Origin of the sequence: uncultured Lentibacter sp., assembly GCF_937123735.1 — a bacterium.
Lineage (GTDB): Bacteria > Pseudomonadota > Alphaproteobacteria > Rhodobacterales > Rhodobacteraceae > Lentibacter.
On the sequence record NZ_CAKZKL010000024.1, the window covers coordinates 42195 to 62012 of the forward strand.

A 19818-nucleotide genomic window follows, 5' to 3' on the forward strand; every position below is an offset into this window, starting at 1 on the left:
CACAGCCCCGGCAAAACCGCGGCCACAGACTGGTATAATTCTGACACGTCAACAGAATGTTGAACAGCTTATGGTAGAATCAAGTCGCAAGTTGGATAAACTTGGGTTTTCTAGTGAGGTGACTAAATGGTCCTGCGTGTTTTCTTAAAGGGTGTGCTTGTCTGGTGGCTCGCAGCATCAGCCACACTGGCGCAAACCGCCACGCAAACCACGCCTTCAACAGACGCGCCCAGAATTCTCGCCATCGGAGACAGCCTGGTCGCTTGGCACCGCAATGAGGGTGTCTCCATAGCCGATAGCCTTTCCGCAGCTCTGGGCGAGCCGGTGCTCAACCGGGCCATCGCCGGGGCGCGCATGATCAATGCCTTGCCCCTGACCGGGGCCATTGGCCTGCGCATTCCCAGCCAGTTCCGCCCCCGCCAAGGCGCACCTTATGATTGGGTGATCGTTTCGGGTGGCGGCAACGACTTTCTCTTTGGCTGTGGATGTCGCCGCTGTGAGCGGCGCATGAACCGCTTGATCACCGAAAACACCGACGACGGGGAAGTTGCCAATCTGATCAGCCAGATCCGCGAGACAGGCGCGAAGGTGGTCTATCTGGGCTATCTACGCAGCCCCGGGGTGGCCTCACCGATAGAGCGGTGCAAAGACGAAGGCGACACGTTTGAGGCACGGCTGGCGCTCTTGGCCGCCCGCACCGAAGGGGTCTATTTCCACTCGGTCGCAGATCTCGTGCCCTTTGGGGACCGCAGCTTTCATGGCGTTGATATGATCCACCCCTCCAAAAAAGCCAGCATGATCATCGGACAACAGATTTCCGATTTGATAAGGCAGGAAGACGGCGCGCGCGCCCCCTGACACAAACGTGATCCGGCCCGCCATTGCTCCAGCCGCGGTCCTGCTCCTAGGCTGGGCGGGGGGGAGACCACATCATGCGTCAAATGCTATCGAGCCTTTTTGCACTGTTTTTTCTGGCCTCGCCGGCCTTTGCCAACACGGATGTCGACGCACTCCTGACCAGCAATGCACCGCCCGTTGGAGTTGTTTTCGAGGTGGTGCAGGGCGATACGCTGGCCCTGTCGTGGGCGCTGCCCCAAATACGCGCGCAAACCGCGCGCCTCAAAGCGCGGTTCCCCACCATCAAGATTGCAGTTGTCACCCATGGCAATGAACAATTCAGCCTGATGCAGGGGCAAAGCGGGGCAAAAGCGCAGCAGATCCAGAAACTGGCCCAAAAGTTCCAAGCAAGCGGCGTGCCGCTGCATGTATGTGGCGGATATGCGCAAACACAGGGTGTCTCGGCCCAGGCATTTCCCGATTATGTCGATGTCGCGGCCTCCGGACCGGGGCAGATCGGGGCCTATCGGGCACAGGGCTATGCGCTTGTGATCGTGGAAAAACCCTAGGCCCAAAACAAAACCGCGCCCCGGAAAGAGGCGCGGCTCGATGAGTCAGCTTTGGTCTGCGCCTTAGCGGCGGATGCCCAGCTTTTTGATGAGGTCCTGATAGCGGCCCTCATCTTTCCCGCGCAGAAAGTCCAGCAGCTTACGGCGCTGTGCAACCATTTTGAGAAGGCCACGGCGGCCGTGGTTGTCTTTCTTGTGGGTCTTGAAATGCTCTGTCAGCGTTGTGATTCGCGATGTCAGGATCGCAACCTGAACTTCGGGAGAGCCTGTATCGCCTTCTTTGGTGGCGAACTCTTTCATAACGCGTGCTTTTTCTTCAACAGTGATCGACATCGGGATCTCCTTTGGGTCTAGGGTTCGGGCACAAGCCGGGATGTCGTCCAGCAGGGTCCATAAGATTTGCCGGCGCCCGAAGCCGCCGTGCAAGAGCGCCGTATAGGCGGATTCCAACGGGTTGAAAAGCCTTTTCTGGACCTACGCGCCCAACACAGGAGGCTCATTGCCAAAGAAGGCCGCAGCATCGCTCTGGGCCATGATCAGCAAATCTTCCATCGCAAAGCCCGCCTCGGCATTCACGGCTGCAATCATCTCGCCATTCATCAAGATATGCGTCACCTCCGGGTCGAGACCGTCCTGAGCGAGGCGGATGTCTGGGGTCAAATCGCCTCCAAGGGCGTCGTCAAACACAATGACCAGACTGTCTTGCGCGGGGTCAAAATCCTGCACATGTGCTTCCTCGCCCGGATTGATCCAATCACCCACAAAGATAAAATCTGCCCCCTCGCCCGCTGTGACAATATCATTGCCACCAGCAACGATGCTATCGTCACCGCCACCGCCGTTCAAGAAATCCTGCTCCGCCAGGCCTGTTTCTCGGCCGTCCAACATATCATCGCCCCAACCGCCAAAAAGCGTGTCTTGCCCCGCGCCGCCGGCCAGGGTGTCGTGGTCAAGCCCGCCATGCAAGGCATCGTCGCCGCTGTCACCCCACAGCCGGTCATCGCCCGCACTGCCCTGAAGCATATCTGCGCCATCACCCCCAGAGAGGTTATCTGCGCCATTGTGGCCATAGAGCGCATCATTGCCGCCCTGCCCATAGAGCACATCGGCCCCATCTTCGCCGTGAAGGCGGTCATCGCCTATACCGCCCATCAGCCTGTCATCTCCTGTCCAGCCATGTAACTCATCTCGCCCGGCCCCACCGTCAATGCTGTCTGCGCCATCATATCCGTTGATCTGGTCGGCCCCACCGGTGCCCAACATGGCCTCGGCAGCGTCACTGCCCACAAGAATACTGCCAAGATCGGTGTCATCTGTTGGCGCTGTGGGAAAGTTAGGGTCCTCGTCTTCTGCACTGCCGTCAAAGCCGACAAAAACAGTCGCGCCAACAAGCGCCATACCCATCAATCCTGCAAGCAACATCATGGCAGAACTCCACTCTAAACCAGCTTGAAAAAGCCAGAAAAACCCCCTCAAGTCAAAGCTATACCACGACTCTGGTTAACTGTTCATGTGATTTTCGATTACAATTTGAGCGGCCTTGGCCCACTCCAGTCAGAACCAGCGTTGGGGCTGCTGCGCATAGGAGATGTAAAGCGGATGCTTGGGGTGGCCCGCCTTGGTCAGGCCAAGGTGAAACACCGGCCTGCCGGTTTTGCGCAAGATGGTCTCCATGGCGGCGCCACGCCCAAGGTGGTCCCCATGCGCGCCCCAAGCGGCAATGATCTGGTCGGCCCAATCACAACTTTCAACAATCTGGGCATCGTTTTGCGCCCCCACAGGCGCATCGGCCGCCCGCATGTTCTTGGGGTCTGTGTCGCGCCAAGCAAAAATATTCGCCACACGAAACCCGCCAAACCCAAGCGCCCGCGCGCGCCGCTCGCAGCGCTCCACGGTCGGGTCATTCTGCACCTCGGTTGCCGTCGAGGGGTTGAGCATGATGAAGAGCGCCCGCCGCCCTTCGGGCTCCCAGATCCGCGTGAGCAGATAGCGATAGCGCTCACAATCGGAATACACGGCAATTGAAGGAGCGTCGCCCTTGATATGGCTGCGCGTGATCATCCGCGCCAGTCAAAGAAGCCTTTGCCGGCCCGCGCAAGCAGCTTGGCCGCCATCTCGCGCCCAAGCTCGGCACCGTCTTCCAGCGGTGCACGCATATCCTCGTTCAGCGCCTCGCTGCCATCGGGCCGCAGCACCTCGCCACGCAGGCGCAACGTGCCGCCCTCTAGCTCAGCCAGCCCCGCAATCGGTGTTTCGCAAGACCCGTCCAGCGCCGCCAGAAAGGCCCGTTCAGCCACCAGCCGCTGGCCCGTTTGCACATCGTGGATTGCGGCGAGCATATCAGCCACGCGCGTATCCTCTGCGCGCCGCTCGATCCCGATCGCGCCTTGCGCCACGGCAGGGAGCATATCGGTCACCTCGATCGCTGTCGCCGGCACCTGCCCGATCATGCCAAGCCGCGTGAGGCCGGCCATCGCCAGAAAGGTCGCATCGGCCACGCCTTCCTCAAGCTTCTTCAGGCGAGTCTGCACGTTGCCGCGAAACTCCGCCAGCGTCAGATCGGGCCGCTTCACCGCAAGCTGGGCCCGGCGGCGCAAGGAAGAGCTGCCCATAACCGCGCCCGCAGGCACCTCGGCCAGCGAAGCATACTTGAGGCACACAAAGGCATCGCGCACATCTTCCCGCGGCAGGTAGGTGTCCAGCAACAGCCCCGCAGGCTGCAAAGTGGGCATGTCCTTCATCGAATGCACAGCAATGTCGATAGAGCCATCCAAGAGCTGCTCTTCGATCTCCTTGGTAAACAGCCCCTTGCCGCCCAACTCCTTGAGAGGCTTGTCTTTGGCAATCAGCGCGGCGTCATCACCCGTGGTTTTGATGACAACAATTTCAAAGGCCTCATGCGGCAGCTCAAAGGCCTGGGCAAGGCGGGCACGGGTCTCATAGGCCTGCGCCAGCGCCAAGGGCGAGCCGCGCGTGCCGATCTTGAGGGGTGTGGCGGGGGTGGGAAGCTTTTTTACCATACCCCCTGTTAGACGCGGCGCTTTGTCCTTTCAAGCGGCTCTTGCTTGACATCGCGCCGCAGCCGAGGGACGACAGATCCACCCAAGAGGAGAGTGATATGGCCGAGACGAAACCGGGGCAGAAAAAAATCCTGCGCGCATTGGCAGGCGAAACGCTTGAAACCCCTCCCATCTGGATGATGCGCCAGGCAGGCCGCTACCTGCCCGAGTATCGCGCCACACGGGCAGAGGCCGGTGATTTCCTCTCGCTTTGCTATAACTCCGAGCTCGCCTGTGAAGTCACGCTCCAGCCCATCCGCCGCTACGGCTTTGATGCGGCCATCCTTTTTGCCGATATCCTGCTCGTGCCGCAGGCTCTGGGTGCAGACCTGTGGTTTGTCACAGGCGAGGGCCCGCGCCTTTCAACCATCACCGACGCATCGGGCTTTGACGCGCTCAAGCCCGCCGATGCGATCCACGAACACCTCTCCCCGGTTTATGAGACCGTCAAGCTCCTCAGCCGCGAGCTGCCCTCTGAAACCACGCTCATCGGCTTTGCAGGCGCGCCCTGGACAGTGGCCACCTATATGATCGCCGGTCGTGGCACGCCCGACCAGGGGCCAGCCCACGCCCTCAAAGAGGGCAATCGCGCAGTTTTTGAGGCCCTTTTGGCCCGAATCACGCAGGCGACAATTCTCTACCTCTCCGAGCAGATCAAAGCAGGCGCGGAAGTTGTGAAAATCTTTGACAGCTGGGCAGGCTCGCTCAAGGGCGATGATTTCATCAATTACGCCGTCAAGCCCGCCGCCGAGATCACCGCCGCGCTCAAAAAGCTGCACCCGGACACACCCGTCATCGCCTTCCCGCGCGGCGCAGGCGAGCGCTACACGGGTCTGCACGCCGCCATCGGCGCCGAGTGTATCGCGCTCGATGATGGCGTCACAGCCGAATGGGCCGCCGCCAATGTGCAAACAGGCGGCTGCGTGCAAGGCAACCTCAAGTCATCGCATATGGTCACAGGCGGCGAAGACCTCGTGCGCGAAACCCGCAAGATCGTGGACGCGCTCAAAAACGGCCCCCACATCTTCAATCTCGGCCACGGCATCACCCCCGATGCCGACCCCGAAAATGTGCAGCTGATGATTGATACGGTGCGCCAGCGGTAAGGCGCCCAAAGCCCACCACACAAAGAAGCGCGCCCCGCAAGGCGCGCTTCCCTGTCAAAACACCACTCATCAAAGGTAAACCGGCACTCGTTCCCATACAAAACTCTGAGTTATTTGACCTCGCCTGTCGGTCTTGGTGTCTCGGCTGTCTCGGCGGGCAAGATCGGGTAGACCACCTCGGGCACTTCTCCTGTCAGGCTGCCAAGGAAAGCAACAATCTTGTCAGCCTCCTCTGCGCTCAGGTCTTCGCCAAGCTGGCTTTCGCCCATGATCTGCACAGCGGCTTTCAGATCCCAGACAAGACCCGAATGAAAGTAAGGCGCGGTCTGGTCAATGTTGCGCAGCGGCGAGGCGCGGAAGACATATTCATCATCGGCTGTCTCGGTCACGGCAAAGCGGCCCTTGTCGTCGGGCGGCAAAATGTCTGCGCCGGGCTTTTCGATCAACCCGAAGGGGTAATAGCCATTGCCACCAAGGTTGATCCCGTTGTGGCACGAGGCACAGCCCTTCTCCACAAACAGCTCTAGCCCCGCAACCTGCTCTTCGCTCATCGCCGCATCATCGCCATTGAGCCAGGCATCAAACGGCGCCGGCGTGATCAGCGTGGCTTCGTAAGCCTCAATCGCCTTGGCGAAGTTGTCAAAGCTCACAGGGTCCGCCTCGCCGGGGAAAGACGCGTTAAACCACGCCACATATTGCGGCATCGAATTGAGCGTCGCGATCACATTTTCAGGCGTGTTCGCCATCTCGACACCTGCTTGCACAGGGCCTTTGGCCTGCGCCGCAAGATCAGGCGCGCGCCCGTCCCAGAACTGCGCTTCATTGAACACCGAGTTCAGCACAGTGGGCGAGTTGCGCGGCCCCTTCTGCCAGCCATGGCCAATAGAGGTGGGCATGTTGTCATCGCCACCCGTGGCAAGGTTGTGGCAGGAGTTGCAGGAAAACACCCCCGAGGCCGACATGCGCGGATCAAAGAACAGCGCCTTGCCAAGCTCTATCTTTTCAGGGGTAATCAGGTTGTCCTTCACCGCAGGGATGGTCGACGGCAAAGGGGCAAACAACTCCAGCGCCTCGTTGCGCAGATCGCTCGCATAAACCGCACTCGCAGAGACGAGCGCAAGCGCTGTGCCAGATGTCAAAAAGAAATGTCGCATGGCGCAGGCATCCTCCAATTCCGTTAGAGCGCGCTTCCTTCACGACATATCGTATTCGACTCACTGCATGTTAAATATGACCCAAATCAAATCCACTTCGCCAAAGGCGGCAGACTCATCAAAACGGCGTTGGCATCATGCCCGGTTTCCAGGCCGAATTTCGTTCCTCGGTCGTAAACAAGGTTGTATTCCGCATAAAGCCCGCGGTGGACAAGCTGCTTGTCTTTTTCTGCCGCACCCCAAGGTTGCGCCATCCGCTTTTCCGTCAGCGGCACAAAGGCAGGCAAAAAGGCGCGGCCGATATCCTGAATGAGCGCAAAGTCCGCTTCCCAGTCGCCCGTGTTGTGATCATCGAGAAAAATCCCGCCCACGCCCCGCGCGCGCTTGCGGTGCGGAATGTAGAAATATTCGTCGGCCCAGTCCTTCAGGCGCGGATAAAGCGCCGCGCCATGCCGGTCGCAATGCTCTTTTTGCACAGCATGAAAATGCGCGGTGTCTTCGGCGTATTCGATACAGGGGTTGAGGTCTGATCCGCCACCAAACCACCAGCCATGCGGCGTCCAGAACATCCGCGTGTTCATATGCACCGCCGGGCTGTGCGGATTCTGCATATGCGCCACAAGGCTGATCCCCGAAGCCCAGAAACGCGGGTCTTCGGCCATGCCATCCAGCCCCTTGCGCGCGGCCATCGCCGCCTGCGCCCGCGCACCCAAAGTGCCATACACCGTCGAGATATTCACGCCGACCTTCTCAAACACACGCCCGCCGCGCATGACAGACATCAAACCGCCACCCGCATCTGTGCCGTCGTTTGCGTTTCGCGTGGTCTCACTCACCTCAAAGCGGCCTGCGGCGGCAGGCGCCTCAAAAGCGTCTTCCAGCCCCTCAAAGGCTGCCACAATCTCGTCACGCAGCTTTCGAAACCAAGCGCTCGCCCGCGCCTTTTCATCTGTCATATCGCTCATAAAAAGCTCCTCAATGTGCGGGGGCTGTTACCGGGTCAAGCAAGGTGCGCCCGCCGTCAACCGTCAAAATCTGCCCCGTCATGAACCCAGCGCCATCAGACGCCAAAAACTGCACCGCCTCTGCCAGCTCGGTTGCGCTGGCAATCCGGCCCATCGGGGTGCCTTTTTCAATCACACTCCTGAAATCCGGGTTCCCCTTGAGGTGCTCTTGCAGGCTCGCGCTCATCACAGAGCCCATCGCCACCGCATTCACCCGGATCCGCTCGGGCGCCAGGGCCACAGCCAACGACCGGGTCATTTGTTCAAGCGCCGCGTTGGAAACCGACAGGGCCATGAGCTGCGGATGGGCACGGCGCGACAAGATAGATGACAGGTTGATGATGGAGCCCGCAGGCCCTTCCTCTTCCTTGTTCTGCTTGATCATCCGCTTGGCAATAAGCTGGCTCAAGCGCAGCGAGGTCATCAAATTCTGCTGCAAAGCCATTTCCACCGCATCATCATCCGGGTTGAGCGGATCAGAAGCGATCACCTGCCGCGAGGCATTGACGAGGATATCCACCCTGTCAAAGGCATCAATCGTGGCCGACAGCAAATTGGCGAGCGTCAGCTTTTCGCGCAGATCACCGGCAAACGCCCGGATCGGGCTGCCTTCCTCCTGCACCCCAACCTCCTTGCTCAAGGCCTCGTCGTCCATATCGGCAAACATGACATTTGCCCCCTTGTCGACAAAATGCCGCGCAATCGCGAGGCCCACGCCATTGGCCGCCCCCGTCACAATTGCAGTTTTACCGGTAATTGAAAGCGACATGAGCGCTCCTTTGATCGAATCCCGCAGCCAAAACTTGACCGATTCTTAGTCGAAAACCCTAACGCTTGCGAGGTGGCTTGGCCGCATGAAACAGCTTGAAACGGCTGTTGCCGCCCTCAAGCTCCTCCACAAAGGCAAAATTGGCCCGCAGCACCTCCTCATAAGGCAGGTGTCGGTTGGCCACCATATAAAGATGCCCCACCCCTTTCAGGGCAGCGGCCGCAGCCACAATAAAGGCCTGCCCCAATGCGGGGACCCCTTTGCGCCCCGTATGAAACGGCGGGTTCATCACGACCGAATCAAGCGAGGCGCGCGGCTGCCAACATGTGGCATCGGCCCAGTGAAACTGCGCCCGCTCATCGCCGATGTTGCGCTTGGCGCAGCCCAATGCCGCATGGCTGGCCTCAACAAGATGAAGCGTCTCAACCGCTTCACGCTCCAGGATACTCTGCGCAAGATAGCCCCAGCCGGCCCCAAGGTCCGCAACCTCCTTGCCAAGCTTCTCTGGCAGAACAGCCCGCAACAGGCGCGAGCCTTCGTCCGCCTTATCGGCCGAGAAAACTCCCGGGACAGTGAAAAAACCCTCCAGATTTTCCCCACCCGCGCCAGCATCCCGCCAGTCGGCAAGTGCATCCGGCGCCACCGTGCAACTGAAAATCTTGCCATGGGCCTTGCTGTAGGCTGCTGAACAAGCGCCACGCTTGCGCAGCTCCTTGTAATGGCTGTCAATGCCATCGGTCTTCACACCATCCACAACAATCGCCCCGCCAGTGAGGCGCGCGGCATGGGCAAAAAGCACCCGCCCCTCCAGCCGCCCGCGCGGCACCATGACAACCGCGCCCGCCGCCGCATCGGGCAGTTCGGTCCGGACAGCATAGCCCTGCGCCTCATAGCTGCGCGCCGCAACAACATCATCACACACAACCAAAAGCCGCTCTCTGGGCAACCCCGCCAGGCTTTGCCCGGCAGCGCCCAAGACAACAATCTCGCCCGCTTCGGGCAGGCTCACATGCCCCGCCTCAAGCGCGAGTGACAAACGCGTATCCATCATGGGTATTCCCTTCAGGGCGAGGCCGGGCCTCACTCTTTCTCCATTGTGCATTGCAGCGGATGCTGATGCTGATGCGCAAGATCCATAACCTGCGTCACCTTTGTTTCCGCAATCTCATGAGAGAAAACGCCAACAACAGCAAGCCCGCGCTTGTGCACCGTCAACATAATTTCAAAAGCCTGCGCATGGTCCATCCCAAAGAAGCGCTCCAACACATGCACGACAAACTCCATCGGCGTGTAATCGTCATTGAGCAGCATCACCTTGTAGAGCGGCGGCCGTTTCGTCTTGGCGCGGGTCTTGGTGAGAACCGAGGTATCTCCTCCGTCATCATCACCATCGCCCATTCTAATGATCGCTGTCTCTTGCATAACGCCTGACATCTTTGTCCATGGTCTTCGCTCTATATAACGCCATATCCCCCTCTGAAAAGGGGGCCGCAGGCAATGAGGTAAAACAGCCACCCGCACTGTGCAAGCTCTGTGCAAGTTCTGTGCAAGCTCAGTGCAACCGCACCCCCTGCCGCAGCAATTCAGATTGCACATCCCCAATCGCCACAGCGTGCAACGGCTGGCCCAAGCGCACCGACAGCGCTGCTGCCACCCCCGCGCCCTGTCCGGCCACGGCGCAGCAGGCCATATTGCGGGTCGCGGCATGGGCCACCTTGTCCCCGCCAATCGCCCGCCCTGCCACAAGCAGGTTTTCCACCCCCTTGGGCAGCATGGCCCGGTAGGGAATATGCATGTAACGCCCCGTGGTGGGGATAATCAATATTCCGTAACCGTCAATAAACTCGGGATAAATCCCGATACTGTCTTCAAACCGCGCCTGATTGCGCACATCCGCCTCGGTCATATTATAAAGCGCATCAATCTTGCGGCTGTCCCGAATCCCGATCGACATGCCAAAGTTGCGCAGCCGGGCCCCTTCACAGCCGGGTGTGTAGCGCCGCAACACCTCAATCGCCTGCATCGCCTGGCGGCGCCCCTCAACCTCAAAACGGGTCAGGCTGTCCGGATCCACACCATCGCAGCCAGCCAGATGCACAAGGTTCATATAGGTCATCTCGCCACTGTCATGCACAGCACCCCAGGTGCCGCCAATGGTGTTCAACTCCGCTGGCAATAGCCCGTCGCGAATGGCCTGGGCAAAGGGCTTTCCCAAAAACGGCGAAAACAGAGCGTCTTCTTTGCCATCCGTCTCAACCTCCCACTCACCGCTCGACCAATCCTTGTAAGTCTGCGGATCGGCGCGCACGCCCTCCATGAAACGGGTTTTGTCCACGCCTGCGATATGAAACATCACACTGGCCGCCTGCACCTCTTCCAATGGGGTCTTGAAAACCGGCGCGCCTGCCCGCGCGGCAATATCCGCATCCCCGGTTGCATCAATCACCCGCTTGGCCAAAATAGCCTCACGCCCCGCCTTGCTCTCAACAACAATGCCCACAATCGCATTGCCCTCCATCACAGGGGCCACGAAGGCACGATGCAGCATCCCGTGCACACCCGCCTCCTCCACCAAACGGTCCGCCACCAACTTGAAGCCCTCGCTGTCCAATTCATAAGACAACGACTGGCTCTCAGGCACCGCAGCGCCCATGGCCTTGGCGCGGGCCTCAAATTCATGCCCGATCCCGCCGGCCTCCACAGTCGCCTCATGGCGATACCAGGCAAAACCCTCTACCCCGACAACAGTGATGTTGCCGCCATAACAGCCAAAGCGCTCGACCAGGCACACCTCAACACCGGCCCGCGCAGCTGCCAAAGCCGCCGCCAGCCCGCCGGGCCCGGCTCCCACCACAAGCACATCGGTGCGGTGGATAATCGCCGTCTCCCGCGCGGGTTCCAGAATGACCTCGCCCATAAAAGCCTCCCCTGCTTTTTCTTGGCAAAAATACTCACAGCGCCCACGGCCGCAAGCGCCTCACCCAATGATCTCAAAAGCGGTCACATCCACAAGCCCGCGATCGGTTATTTTCAGCGCCGGAATCACGGGCAAAGCGAGAAAGGCAAGCTGCAAGAACGGCTCGTGCAAACCCACCCCGAGCTGGCGTGCTGCGGCCCGCAACGGGCCCAAAGCCTCGCGCACCGCCTCAAAAGGCGCAAGGCTCATCAAGCCGGCAACCGGCAAGGCAATTTCGGCCAGCACAGCGCCCTCACAAACCACCACAAACCCGCCCTCGATCTCTCCAAGCCGGTTCGCGGCAAGCGCCATATCCTCATAGTCAACGCCCACAACCGCAATATTGTGATGATCATGGCAAACCGTCGAGGCAATCGCCCCGCGCCTGAGCCCAAACCCGCGCACAAATCCCGTGGCGATATTTCCGTTCTTCCCGTGCCGCTCAATCACGGCAATCTTCACAAGGTCGCGGCCCACATCCGGGCGCTTGTCCCCGTCCACAATCGGAATATGCGCGTGCAAATGCTCGGTGATGATCTTGCCCTCGATGATTCCGATCACATCCGTCTCGCTGCGGTTGCCGCCAGTGCGAAAGGCCTCTGGTGTCACCCGCGGCGCCTTCACCGAGGCCCGCCCGACAGGGCTGACGAGGCGCCGCTTCGCAAAAGCCTCCTGGCTGGCCAGCACTCCTTGCGCCCAGACCATTTTCACATCACACGCCTCAAGGCTCTTCACCGCCACAATATCAGCCCGCTTGCCCGGCGCAATCTGCCCCCTGTCCTTCATTCCGAACGCCTCTGCCGCCGACAGGCTCGCCGCACGGTAAACCGCCCGCGCACTACAGCCGCGCGCAATCAGCCGGCGGATCATATAATCCAGATGCCCCTCCTCGGCGATGTCCAGCGGATTGCGGTCATCCGTGCAAAGGCACATGTAGGGCGAGGTAAAATCGTCCAACAGCTCCGCCAAGGCCTCCAGATCCTTGCTCACAGAGCCCTCGCGAATGAGCACGCGCAGCCCCTTTTGCAGCTTCTCGCGCGCCTCGGCGGCGCTGGTTGCCTCATGCTCGGTGCGAATGCCCGCACTCACATAAGCATTCAGGTCCACCCCCGAGAGCAGCGGAGCGTGGCCATCGATATGCTGGCCCTCAAAAAGCTTGAGCTTGGCCATAAGCCCTGCGTCTTGGTGGATCACTCCGGGATAATTCATCACCTCGGCCAAGCCGCTCACCTGCGGGTGGCGCATCAGCGGCGCAAGGTCGGTCGCCTCGATCCGCGCCCCGGCTGTCTCCATCTCGGTGGAGGGCACACAGGAACTCAGGTTCACCCGCAAATCCATCACAAGGCATTGAGCGGCCTCAAGAAAATACTCAAGGCCCGCCACGCCAATCACATTGGCAATCTCATGCGGATCACAGATCGCCGTGGTCACACCCCTCGGTGTCACGCAGCGGTCAAACTCATGCGGCGTCACAAGCGAGCTTTCCACATGCAAATGCGTGTCGATGAAGCCAGGCACAAGCGTCAGCCCGCTCACATCCACAATGTCAGCGGCCTCATACTGCGCGCCAATACCCGCGATCACGCCCTGAAAAATCGCCACATCACCGGCAATCCTCGTGCCGGTGACCACATCAAACACCTCCCCACCGCGCAATACGGTGTCGGCAGGCCGCGCGCCGCGCGCCACGTCTATCAGCGCTTCAAGCTCGGGTTTTTGCTGCATGTCGTGCCTCTCCAAGCCAGCCAAGGCCTTCTTTGGTGGTGCCAACGGGGTGATACTCGCACCCCACCCAGCCAGCATAGCCTGCCACGTCCAGCGCTTCAAACAGCGCCCCAAAGCCAAGCGGCTCGTGGCGCTCAGGCACACCCGCAATCTGGATATGCGCCGCAGCAGGGACAACCTCGGCCAGAGCCGTCAAAGCATCGCCGTGCGTGCGCTCGTGATGGTAGATGTCCCATTGCAGCGCGACATTCTCGTGATCAATCCGCTGCAACAACTCCAGCGCCTGATCCGTGCGGTGCAGGAAATACCCCGGCATGTCATGGCGGTTGATCGGCTCGATCAGCACCTTGCAGCCTTGGCGCGCAAGCCTGTCCGCCGCGCGCCGCAGATTGGCAATATAGCAGGCTTCGGCGGCCTTCCCTTGCGCAATCCCTGCCATGCAGTGGAGCTGCTGTGCGCCCATCCCCTTGGCATAGCGCGCCGCCCTCTCAAGCCCCTCGGCAAATTCATCCTCGCGCCCAGACAGCGCGGCCAGCCCGCGCGCGCCGCTGGCCCAGTCACCGGGCGGCAGGTTGAAAACCGAAAGGCCCAACCCGGTGTCCCTCACCACATCCGCGAGGCTCTCGGCCGCAAAGGCATATGGAAACAGGAACTCGACTGCGTCAAAGCCCGCCCGCCGCGCGGCCTTAAAACGCTCTTCAAAGGGCAGCTCGGTGAACATCATCGAGATATTGGCCGAAAACCGTGGCACCGCTCACGCCCCTTTTTGCCCGGCACCGGCCACATAGGTCTGCACAACAGCGCGATCATCGCCCATGATCATCAGAAGGAAAAGCTCTTCTGCGAGCGTGCCAATACGGTCGGCACGCAGCGCCATCTCGGGCGTGGCGCGCGCATCCAACACAACCATATCCGCCGCGCTCCCCGCCTCAAGCGTGCCAATCTCGCGCGCAAGCCCAAGCGCCTCGGCATTGCCCCGCGTGATCCAGTCAAACGCCTGATAGGGGTGCATCTGCTGGCCGCGCAGCTGCAACACCTTGTAACCCTCATTCAGCGTCTGAAGCATCGAGTAAGAGGTGCCACCGCCAATATCGGTGGCAATCCCCCCGTGAATGCCGCGTGCGCGCAGCCCCGCATCGTCATAAAGCCCCGAGCCGAGAAACAGGTTCGATGTAGGGCAAAACACAGGCTTTGCCCCCGTCTCGGCCAGCACCTCGATCTCGCGTGGCTCAAGGTGGATGGCATGGCCCAGCAAGGCCCGCTCACCCAACAAGCCGTAGCGCTCGTAGATGCCAACATAATCGGGGGCATCAGGATAAAGTGCTTTGGCGCGCGCGATCTCGTCTACATTCTCACTCACATGGGTCTGCATGTAGCATTCAGGGTGCGCCGCACAGAGAGCCCCCGCTGCCTCAAGCTGGGCAGGGCTGGAAGTCAGCGCAAAGCGCGGGGTGATCGCATAGGCAAGCCGCCCCTTGCCGTGCCAGCGCGCAATCAGCGCAAGGCTATCGTCATACCCCGTCTGCGCCGTGTCGCAGAGCGCTTCAGGCGCGTGACAATCCATCATCACTTTACCGCCAATCATGCACATGCCACGCCGCTCTGCTTCGGCAAACATCGCTTCCGCGCTGCTGGCATGGACCGAGCCATAGGCCACGCCCGTGGTCGTGCCGTTGTTCAAAAGCCCGTCATAAAAGCCTGTGGCCATCGCCTCGCAATGGGCCATATCGGCAAAGCGCTGCTCCTCAACGAAAGTGTAGGTGTTGAGCCAGTCAAGCAGATCCTTGCCCCAGCTCGCCAAGACCTGCACCTGCGGAAAATGCAGATGTGTGTCAATAAACCCGGCGCAAATCAGATGGGGCCGGTGGTCCACCACCTTTGCCTTTGGCGCAGCGCGGCGCAGCTCTGCCGCGTCGCCCGTGGCCAGAATGCGCCCGTCTTTCACATGCACAGCGCCTGTTTCGTGGTAGTCAAACGCGCCCACATCCTCCGCGCCCTCAGGGCGGCGGTGAAAGCTCAGGGTGCGGCCCAGAAACAGCGTTTCAGCCATGGGTTTTCTCCAATGTCACAGCGCTCAGCGCGCCCAGAACCTCGGCCACAACAAAAGCCGCAATCACCTCGGGCCGCCTGTCGCCCTTATGCGCCGCCGCCATCGGGCAGACAAGCCGGGGCGTGTCGCCCCCGTTCCAGCTCGCAAATTTCGCGCGCTTGGTCTTGGAGCCGATCATGCCGACATAGGCCGCATCATTGCGTGCCAGCGCTTCGGCTGTCAGCAGAAAATCAAGACTATGCTCATGGGTGGCCACGATATAGGCCGCTCCTGCCCCCGCCGCGCGCAGCTCGGCTTCGGGCAAGGGCGTGCAAACCTGCTGCACATTCGCCATTGTCCGCGCCAGCTCTTCCGCGCGGCTGTCGATAAGCCGCACGCGCAGGGGCAAGGGCGCAAAGGCATAGGCAAGTGCCCGCCCCACATGCCCCGCGCCAAAGATCAGAACCTCGGGCAATGCGGCCACGCGCGCGGCCTCCTCAACCAAAAGTGCCGCCTTGCCAGCGCCGTCCAGCACGCCCAGCTCAAGCCGCACATGCCCGCCGCAGCATTGGCCGATCTCGGGGCCAAGCGGCACGTTCATCTCACGGTGTTCTGCTCCGGAGCGCACAAGCGCGCGCGCCTCGTCTATCGCCAGATATTCCAGCTGCCCGCCGCCCACAGTGCCCCAAAGCGCACCATCCGCCACAAGCATAAACGCGCCCGCCTCACGCGGGGAAGAGCCGCGCACCTCGGCAATGCGCACCTCAACAATCGGCCCGCCTCGCTTAAGAAACTCCGCCAGGCCGCTCATCGCTTGAGCCGCTCCACAGCCATCAAGACACGTTCTGGCGTGGCGGGCGCATCCAACCTTGGGCATTCCTTGTAATCCGCCACAGAGGCCACCGCATGGCTGATCGCTTCAAACACCGAAATACCCAGCATAAACGGCGGCTCGCCCACCGCCTTGCTGCGCTTGATCGTGCGCTTGGGGTTCTCGCTCCACTCCGCCAAGCGCACGTTGAACTCGCGCGGCTTGTCGCTTGCCAGCGGGATCTTGTAGGTGCTCGGCGCATGGGTGCGCAAGCAGCCCGTCTCGTCCCACCAAAGCTCCTCGGTGGTCAGCCAGCCCATCCCTTGGATGAAAGCCCCCTCCACTTGCCCACGGTCAATGGCGGGGTTGAGCGAGCGGCCCACATCGTGTAGCACATCGGCCCGCGTCACCCGGTATTCGCCCGTGAGCGTGTCAATCTCCACCTCCGAGCAAGACGCGCCATAGGCATAGTAGAAAAACGGCTGCCCCTTGCCCGTGGCCCTGTCCCAGTGGATTTCAGGCGTTTTGTAAAACCCTGCCGCCGAAAGCTGCACACGCGCCATATAAGCGCCTGCAATGAACTCCTTAAAGCCAAAGGCCCTATCGCCAGCAAAGACCTGCCCACCCTCAAAGCGCAGGTCTTTCGCGCCCCAAGTCTCGCTCGCATAGGCCACGAGCCGCGCCTTGATCTGCGCGCAGGCATCCAGCGCCGCCATCCCGTTAAGGTCACTCCCCGAGGAGGCCGCCGTTGCGGAGGTGTTGGGCACTTTGTCTGTCGCCGTGGCGGTGATCTTCACCGCCTCCAGCGGCACACCAAAGGCCTCGGCCACAACCTGCGCCACCTTGGTGTTCAGCCCCTGGCCCATCTCCGTTCCGCCGTGGTTGATCATCAAGGAGCCGTCTTTATAGACATGCAGCAAAGCACCCGCTTGGTTATACCATGTCGCTGTGAAGCTGATGCCAAACTTCACCGGCGTCAGCGCAATCCCGCGCCTGATGATCCCGCCCTTCGCATTGTGCGCAATGATCGCTTCGCGCCGCGTGCGGTAGTCTGATGTCTCCTCAAGCTCGCCAACCAGCCGCTCAAGGATATTGTCCTCAACGCGCTGGTGGTAGGGCGTCACATCGCGCGCGCCCACCCCGTAGAAATTGGCCTTGCGGATATCGAGCGGGTCACGCCCGAGCTCATAGGCAATCTCCTCAATCATCCGCTCCGCAACGATAACCCCCTGCGGCCCACCAAAGCCGCGAAAGGCCGTGTTGCTCACCGTATTGGTCTTCATAGGCCGCGAGGTGAGCCGCACATGCGGGTAGAAATAGGCGTTGTCCGCATGAAACAGCGCGCGGTCGGTTACAGGCCCCGAAAGGTCCGCCGCAAAGCCACAGCGCGCGGCCCACTGGCCCTCCACCGCCTCGATGCGCCCGTCCGCATCAAATCCCACCTGATAGTCGGCCACAAAGTCGTGCCGCTTGCCTGTGGCTGTCATGTCCTGGTCGCGGTCAGGGCGGATCTTCACAGGGCGGTTCCATTTCTTCGCCGCCATGGCCGCAACTGCGGCAAAGAGGTTCATCTGGCTTTCCTTGCCGCCAAAGCCGCCGCCCATGCGCCGCACCTTCACCGCCACAGAATGCGCCGGCACACCCAACACCTGCGCAACAATCATCTGCGCCTCGCTCGGGTGCTGGGTTGACGCATAGATGACCACATCCTCATCCTCGGCCGGCATAGCAAAAGAGATATGCCCCTCCAGATACATATGGTCCTGCCCGCCAATCGCCATCTGCCCGGCAATATGATGCTTTGAAGCCTCAAACCCTGCCGTCACATCGCCGCGCTCCAGCTTGAGCGGCGCTGTCACATCAGGGTAGCCCGCCGCAATCGCCTCAAGCGGCCCAAGCACATGCGGCAGCGCGTCGATCTTGACATGCGCAAGCTCCGCCGCCCGCCGCGCAATATCGCGGCTCTCGGCGACCACGGCAAAAAGCGGCTGGCCGTGAAATTCGACAGTCGTTTCAGGAAAGACAGGTTCATCGCCCGCATGAACGGCGGACACATCATTGATCCCCGGAATGTCCTTGGCCGTCAGAACCCCAACAACACCCTCGCAGGCCAGCACAGCGCTCAGATCAAGCGCCCGTATGGTGCCATGCGCCACTTTGGAGCACCCAAGATAAACGTGCAGCGTGCCAATCGGCTCCGGAATATCGTCAGTATACTCCGCCGCCCCCATCACCTGCTTGATCGCCGAGTCGTGCTTGGCGTCCGCGCCCGTATGTCCGAAATCGTCCATTTACACGCCCTCCAGCCTTGCCACTTGCCCCGCGCCCTGCTCGGCCCAGAAACGGCGGAAAAGGTTGGCCGCCACAAGGCTGCGGTAGTCTGCCGTTGCCCGCCAGTCGCTCAGCGGGGCAAAATCCTCGGCCACAGCCTGTGCCGCCGCCTCAAAGCTCGCTTCTGCAAAGGGTTTCCCCACCAGCGCCGCCTCGGCCTTGGCCGCGCGCTTGGGCGTCGCCGCCATGCCGCCAAAGGCAATGCGCGCACCAGTGATCTTGCCGTCCGCCACACGCACGGCAAAGCCCGCCGCAACGGCGGTGATATCCTCGTCGCGCCGCTTGGACACTTTGTAGGCCGCATGGTGCACACCTGCCTCGGCCAACGGCAGCTCGACAGCCTCCACAAACTCGCCCGCGTGCAAATCCTGCTTGCCGTAGTCTATGAAAAAATCCTCCAGCGGCATCTCGCGCAGGCCGGCAGCGCTGCGCAAATGCAGCTTTGCGCCCAGCGCGATAAACACAGGCGGCGTGTCGCCAATCGGGGAGCCATTGGCAATATTTCCGCCCACCGTGCCCATATTGCGCACCTGCCAGCCGGCAATCCGCCGCCAATAATCCACCATATGCGGAAAGGCGCGGCCCAGCGCCGCCTCGGCCTCGCTGTAACTCGCCCCTGCGCCAATGCGCAGCGAGGAACCCGTTTCAGACACAGTCCTGAGCTCAACGAGATGCCCGATAAACACCGCAGGGGTGATCGGCTTCATCATCTTGGTCACCCAAAGGCCCACATCTGTCGCTCCGGCCACAAGCGTCGCATCCGGGTGCTCTGCCAGAACCTCGGCCAAGTCCTCAACACGCGCAGGCAAGATCGCACGGTCGCCCGCACGGTTCACATCCACTCGCGCGCCATCGGCCAGCGCCGCAAGCCGTTTGGCCACATCAGCACGCTCAAGCGCCAGCGGATCCGCCGCAGGGTCGCCCATCTGCGCTGCCGCCCGCGCCGCCTTGAAGATCGGCTCATAGCCTGTGCAGCGGCAAAGATTGCCCTGCAAGGCCGTCTCGATCTGCGCATCGCTCGGTGCAGCCGCCTCCATCCACAGCGCATAAAGCGACATCACAATGCCCGGCGTGCAAAAGCCACATTGGCTGCCATGCACCTCCACCATCGCTTGCTGCACAGGATGCAGGCCGCCCTCAGCCCCGCGCAGATGCTCGATCGTCACCACATGGCACCCATCAAGGCTGGCGAGAAAGCGGATACAGGCGTTCACCGTCTCATAGCGCAAGCCAGCCTCGGTCAGCCGCCCGACAAGCACGGTGCAGGCGCCGCAGTCGCCCTCGGCACAGCCCTCTTTCGTGCCCGTCAGCCGCCGCGCTATGCGCAGGTAATCCAGCAAAGTCTGCTGAGCGCCCAGCTCGTGCAGCCGCACCTCCTCACCGTTCAGGATAAATCTGATCTCATGGCGCATCTTGCCCATGGCCTCGCCTCCGCATTGGCTTCCCGCGCCAGCTTACGCCGCCACAG

General features: G+C 61.2%; 19 protein-coding genes. 3 read left to right on the forward strand and 16 right to left on the reverse strand.

The genetic code is table 11. From position 1 onward, the window contains the following. Positions 1 to 126 precede the first annotated feature (126 nt). Both Q0478_RS05440 and Q0478_RS05445 read left to right on the forward strand, forming a co-directional pair. Positions 127 to 858, forward strand: a complete 732-nt coding sequence (locus Q0478_RS05440) for an SGNH/GDSL hydrolase family protein (protein WP_298676941.1) — start codon at positions 127 to 129, stop codon at positions 856 to 858. Between the two features lie 74 nt (positions 859 to 932). Next, positions 933 to 1406, forward strand: a complete 474-nt coding sequence (locus Q0478_RS05445) for a DsrE family protein (protein ID WP_298676943.1) — start codon at positions 933 to 935, stop codon at positions 1404 to 1406. 63 nt (positions 1407 to 1469) lie between these two features. On the opposite strand, the gene rpsO is transcribed toward Q0478_RS05445, so the two are convergent. From rpsO to hemC, 4 genes are all read right to left on the reverse strand, one after another. Next, positions 1470 to 1739, reverse strand: coding sequence for a 30S ribosomal protein S15 (rpsO, locus tag Q0478_RS05450; RefSeq protein ID WP_089886928.1), 270 nt, complete (start codon positions 1737 to 1739; stop codon positions 1470 to 1472). Positions 1740 to 1880: 141 nt separating this feature from the next. Continuing rightward, positions 1881 to 2831 (reverse strand): calcium-binding protein, encoded by a 951-nt coding sequence (locus Q0478_RS05455; protein ID WP_298676950.1) that lies wholly within the window; start codon positions 2829 to 2831, stop codon positions 1881 to 1883. 129 nt (positions 2832 to 2960) lie between these two features. Continuing rightward, positions 2961 to 3467, reverse strand: a complete 507-nt coding sequence (locus Q0478_RS05460; RefSeq protein ID WP_298676952.1) for a DUF1643 domain-containing protein — start codon at positions 3465 to 3467, stop codon at positions 2961 to 2963. Then, positions 3464 to 4426: a hydroxymethylbilane synthase gene (gene hemC / locus Q0478_RS05465; RefSeq protein WP_298676953.1), complete on the reverse strand. Its 963-nt coding sequence runs from the start codon at positions 4424 to 4426 to the stop codon at positions 3464 to 3466. The genes Q0478_RS05460 and hemC overlap by 4 nt, the downstream gene beginning before the upstream one ends. A 98-nt stretch (positions 4427 to 4524) precedes the next feature. On the opposite strand from hemC, the gene hemE reads away from it, so the two are divergent. Beyond that, a complete protein-coding gene (gene hemE, locus Q0478_RS05470; RefSeq protein ID WP_298676955.1) occupies positions 4525 to 5571 on the forward strand; it encodes a uroporphyrinogen decarboxylase in 1047 nt (348 codons plus the stop codon). A gap of 110 nt (positions 5572 to 5681) precedes the next feature. On the opposite strand, the gene Q0478_RS05475 is transcribed toward hemE, so the two are convergent. The 12 genes from Q0478_RS05475 to xdhA form a co-directional block, all read right to left on the reverse strand. Then, positions 5682 to 6725, reverse strand: coding sequence for a cytochrome-c peroxidase (locus tag Q0478_RS05475; protein ID WP_298676956.1), 1044 nt, complete (start codon positions 6723 to 6725; stop codon positions 5682 to 5684). 86 nt (positions 6726 to 6811) lie between these two features. Then, a complete protein-coding gene (hemF, locus tag Q0478_RS05480; RefSeq protein WP_298676958.1) occupies positions 6812 to 7690 on the reverse strand; it encodes an oxygen-dependent coproporphyrinogen oxidase in 879 nt (292 codons plus the stop codon). A 10-nt stretch (positions 7691 to 7700) separates the two neighbouring features. Then, entirely contained in the window at positions 7701 to 8498 is a 798-nt protein-coding gene (locus tag Q0478_RS05485) for an SDR family NAD(P)-dependent oxidoreductase (RefSeq protein WP_298676960.1), read from the reverse strand. A gap of 58 nt (positions 8499 to 8556) precedes the next feature. Beyond that, positions 8557 to 9549, reverse strand: a complete 993-nt coding sequence (locus Q0478_RS05490) for a methyltransferase (protein ID WP_366914890.1) — start codon at positions 9547 to 9549, stop codon at positions 8557 to 8559. Positions 9550 to 9578: 29 nt separating this feature from the next. After that, positions 9579 to 9920: an ATP-dependent Clp protease adapter ClpS gene (gene clpS / locus Q0478_RS05495; protein WP_298676961.1), complete on the reverse strand. Its 342-nt coding sequence runs from the start codon at positions 9918 to 9920 to the stop codon at positions 9579 to 9581. Positions 9921 to 10050: 130 nt separating this feature from the next. Then, positions 10051 to 11415, reverse strand: a complete 1365-nt coding sequence (locus Q0478_RS05500) for an FAD-dependent oxidoreductase (RefSeq protein ID WP_298676963.1) — start codon at positions 11413 to 11415, stop codon at positions 10051 to 10053. Positions 11416 to 11475: 60 nt separating this feature from the next. Beyond that, positions 11476 to 13179: an adenine deaminase gene (ade, locus tag Q0478_RS05505; RefSeq protein WP_298676965.1), complete on the reverse strand. Its 1704-nt coding sequence runs from the start codon at positions 13177 to 13179 to the stop codon at positions 11476 to 11478. Next, on the reverse strand, positions 13157 to 13930 hold the full coding sequence (locus tag Q0478_RS05510; protein WP_298676967.1) for a TIM barrel protein: 774 nt from the start codon (positions 13928 to 13930) through the stop codon (positions 13157 to 13159). The genes ade and Q0478_RS05510 overlap by 23 nt, the downstream gene beginning before the upstream one ends. Before the next feature lie 3 nt (positions 13931 to 13933). Beyond that, positions 13934 to 15229: a guanine deaminase gene (gene guaD / locus Q0478_RS05515; RefSeq protein ID WP_298676969.1), complete on the reverse strand. Its 1296-nt coding sequence runs from the start codon at positions 15227 to 15229 to the stop codon at positions 13934 to 13936. Beyond that, positions 15222 to 16019, reverse strand: a complete 798-nt coding sequence (gene xdhC / locus Q0478_RS05520; RefSeq protein ID WP_298676971.1) for a xanthine dehydrogenase accessory protein XdhC — start codon at positions 16017 to 16019, stop codon at positions 15222 to 15224. The genes guaD and xdhC overlap by 8 nt, the downstream gene beginning before the upstream one ends. Beyond that, a complete protein-coding gene (xdhB, locus tag Q0478_RS05525) occupies positions 16016 to 18310 on the reverse strand; it encodes a xanthine dehydrogenase molybdopterin binding subunit (RefSeq protein WP_298676973.1) in 2295 nt (764 codons plus the stop codon). The genes xdhC and xdhB overlap by 4 nt, the downstream gene beginning before the upstream one ends. After that, complete coding sequence (gene xdhA, locus Q0478_RS05530) at positions 18311 to 19762, reverse strand: xanthine dehydrogenase small subunit (protein WP_298677116.1); 1452 nt, start codon at positions 19760 to 19762, stop codon at positions 18311 to 18313. Between the last annotated feature and the right edge of the window lie 56 nt (positions 19763 to 19818).

What these genes read in the sequence shown, in the direction of transcription:
- Q0478_RS05445 (WP_298676943.1), top strand. Translation starts at nt 933, where the DNA reads ATGCGTCAAATGCTATCGAGCCTTTTTGCACTGTTTTTTCTGGCCTCG.
- Q0478_RS05485 (WP_298676960.1), bottom strand. Translation starts at nt 8,498, where the DNA reads ATGTCGCTTTCAATTACCGGTAAAACTGCAATTGTGACGGGGGCGGCC.
- rpsO (WP_089886928.1), bottom strand. Translation starts at nt 1,739, where the DNA reads ATGTCGATCACTGTTGAAGAAAAAGCACGCGTTATGAAAGAGTTCGCC.
- xdhA (WP_298677116.1), bottom strand. Translation starts at nt 19,762, where the DNA reads ATGCGCCATGAGATCAGATTTATCCTGAACGGTGAGGAGGTGCGGCTG.
- xdhB (WP_298676973.1), bottom strand. Translation starts at nt 18,310, where the DNA reads ATGGACGATTTCGGACATACGGGCGCGGACGCCAAGCACGACTCGGCG.
- hemE (WP_298676955.1), top strand. Translation starts at nt 4,525, where the DNA reads ATGGCCGAGACGAAACCGGGGCAGAAAAAAATCCTGCGCGCATTGGCA.
- Q0478_RS05455 (WP_298676950.1), bottom strand. Translation starts at nt 2,831, where the DNA reads ATGATGTTGCTTGCAGGATTGATGGGTATGGCGCTTGTTGGCGCGACT.
- Q0478_RS05490 (WP_366914890.1), bottom strand. Translation starts at nt 9,549, where the DNA reads ATGATGGATACGCGTTTGTCACTCGCGCTTGAGGCGGGGCATGTGAGC.
- Q0478_RS05460 (WP_298676952.1), bottom strand. Translation starts at nt 3,467, where the DNA reads ATGATCACGCGCAGCCATATCAAGGGCGACGCTCCTTCAATTGCCGTG.
- clpS (WP_298676961.1), bottom strand. Translation starts at nt 9,920, where the DNA reads ATGCAAGAGACAGCGATCATTAGAATGGGCGATGGTGATGATGACGGA.
- Q0478_RS05500 (WP_298676963.1), bottom strand. Translation starts at nt 11,415, where the DNA reads ATGGGCGAGGTCATTCTGGAACCCGCGCGGGAGACGGCGATTATCCAC.
- xdhC (WP_298676971.1), bottom strand. Translation starts at nt 16,019, where the DNA reads ATGAGCGGCCTGGCGGAGTTTCTTAAGCGAGGCGGGCCGATTGTTGAG.
- ade (WP_298676965.1), bottom strand. Translation starts at nt 13,179, where the DNA reads ATGCAGCAAAAACCCGAGCTTGAAGCGCTGATAGACGTGGCGCGCGGC.
- guaD (WP_298676969.1), bottom strand. Translation starts at nt 15,229, where the DNA reads ATGGCTGAAACGCTGTTTCTGGGCCGCACCCTGAGCTTTCACCGCCGC.
- hemF (WP_298676958.1), bottom strand. Translation starts at nt 7,690, where the DNA reads ATGAGCGATATGACAGATGAAAAGGCGCGGGCGAGCGCTTGGTTTCGA.
- Q0478_RS05440 (WP_298676941.1), top strand. Translation starts at nt 127, where the DNA reads ATGGTCCTGCGTGTTTTCTTAAAGGGTGTGCTTGTCTGGTGGCTCGCA.
- Q0478_RS05475 (WP_298676956.1), bottom strand. Translation starts at nt 6,725, where the DNA reads ATGCGACATTTCTTTTTGACATCTGGCACAGCGCTTGCGCTCGTCTCT.
- hemC (WP_298676953.1), bottom strand. Translation starts at nt 4,426, where the DNA reads ATGGTAAAAAAGCTTCCCACCCCCGCCACACCCCTCAAGATCGGCACG.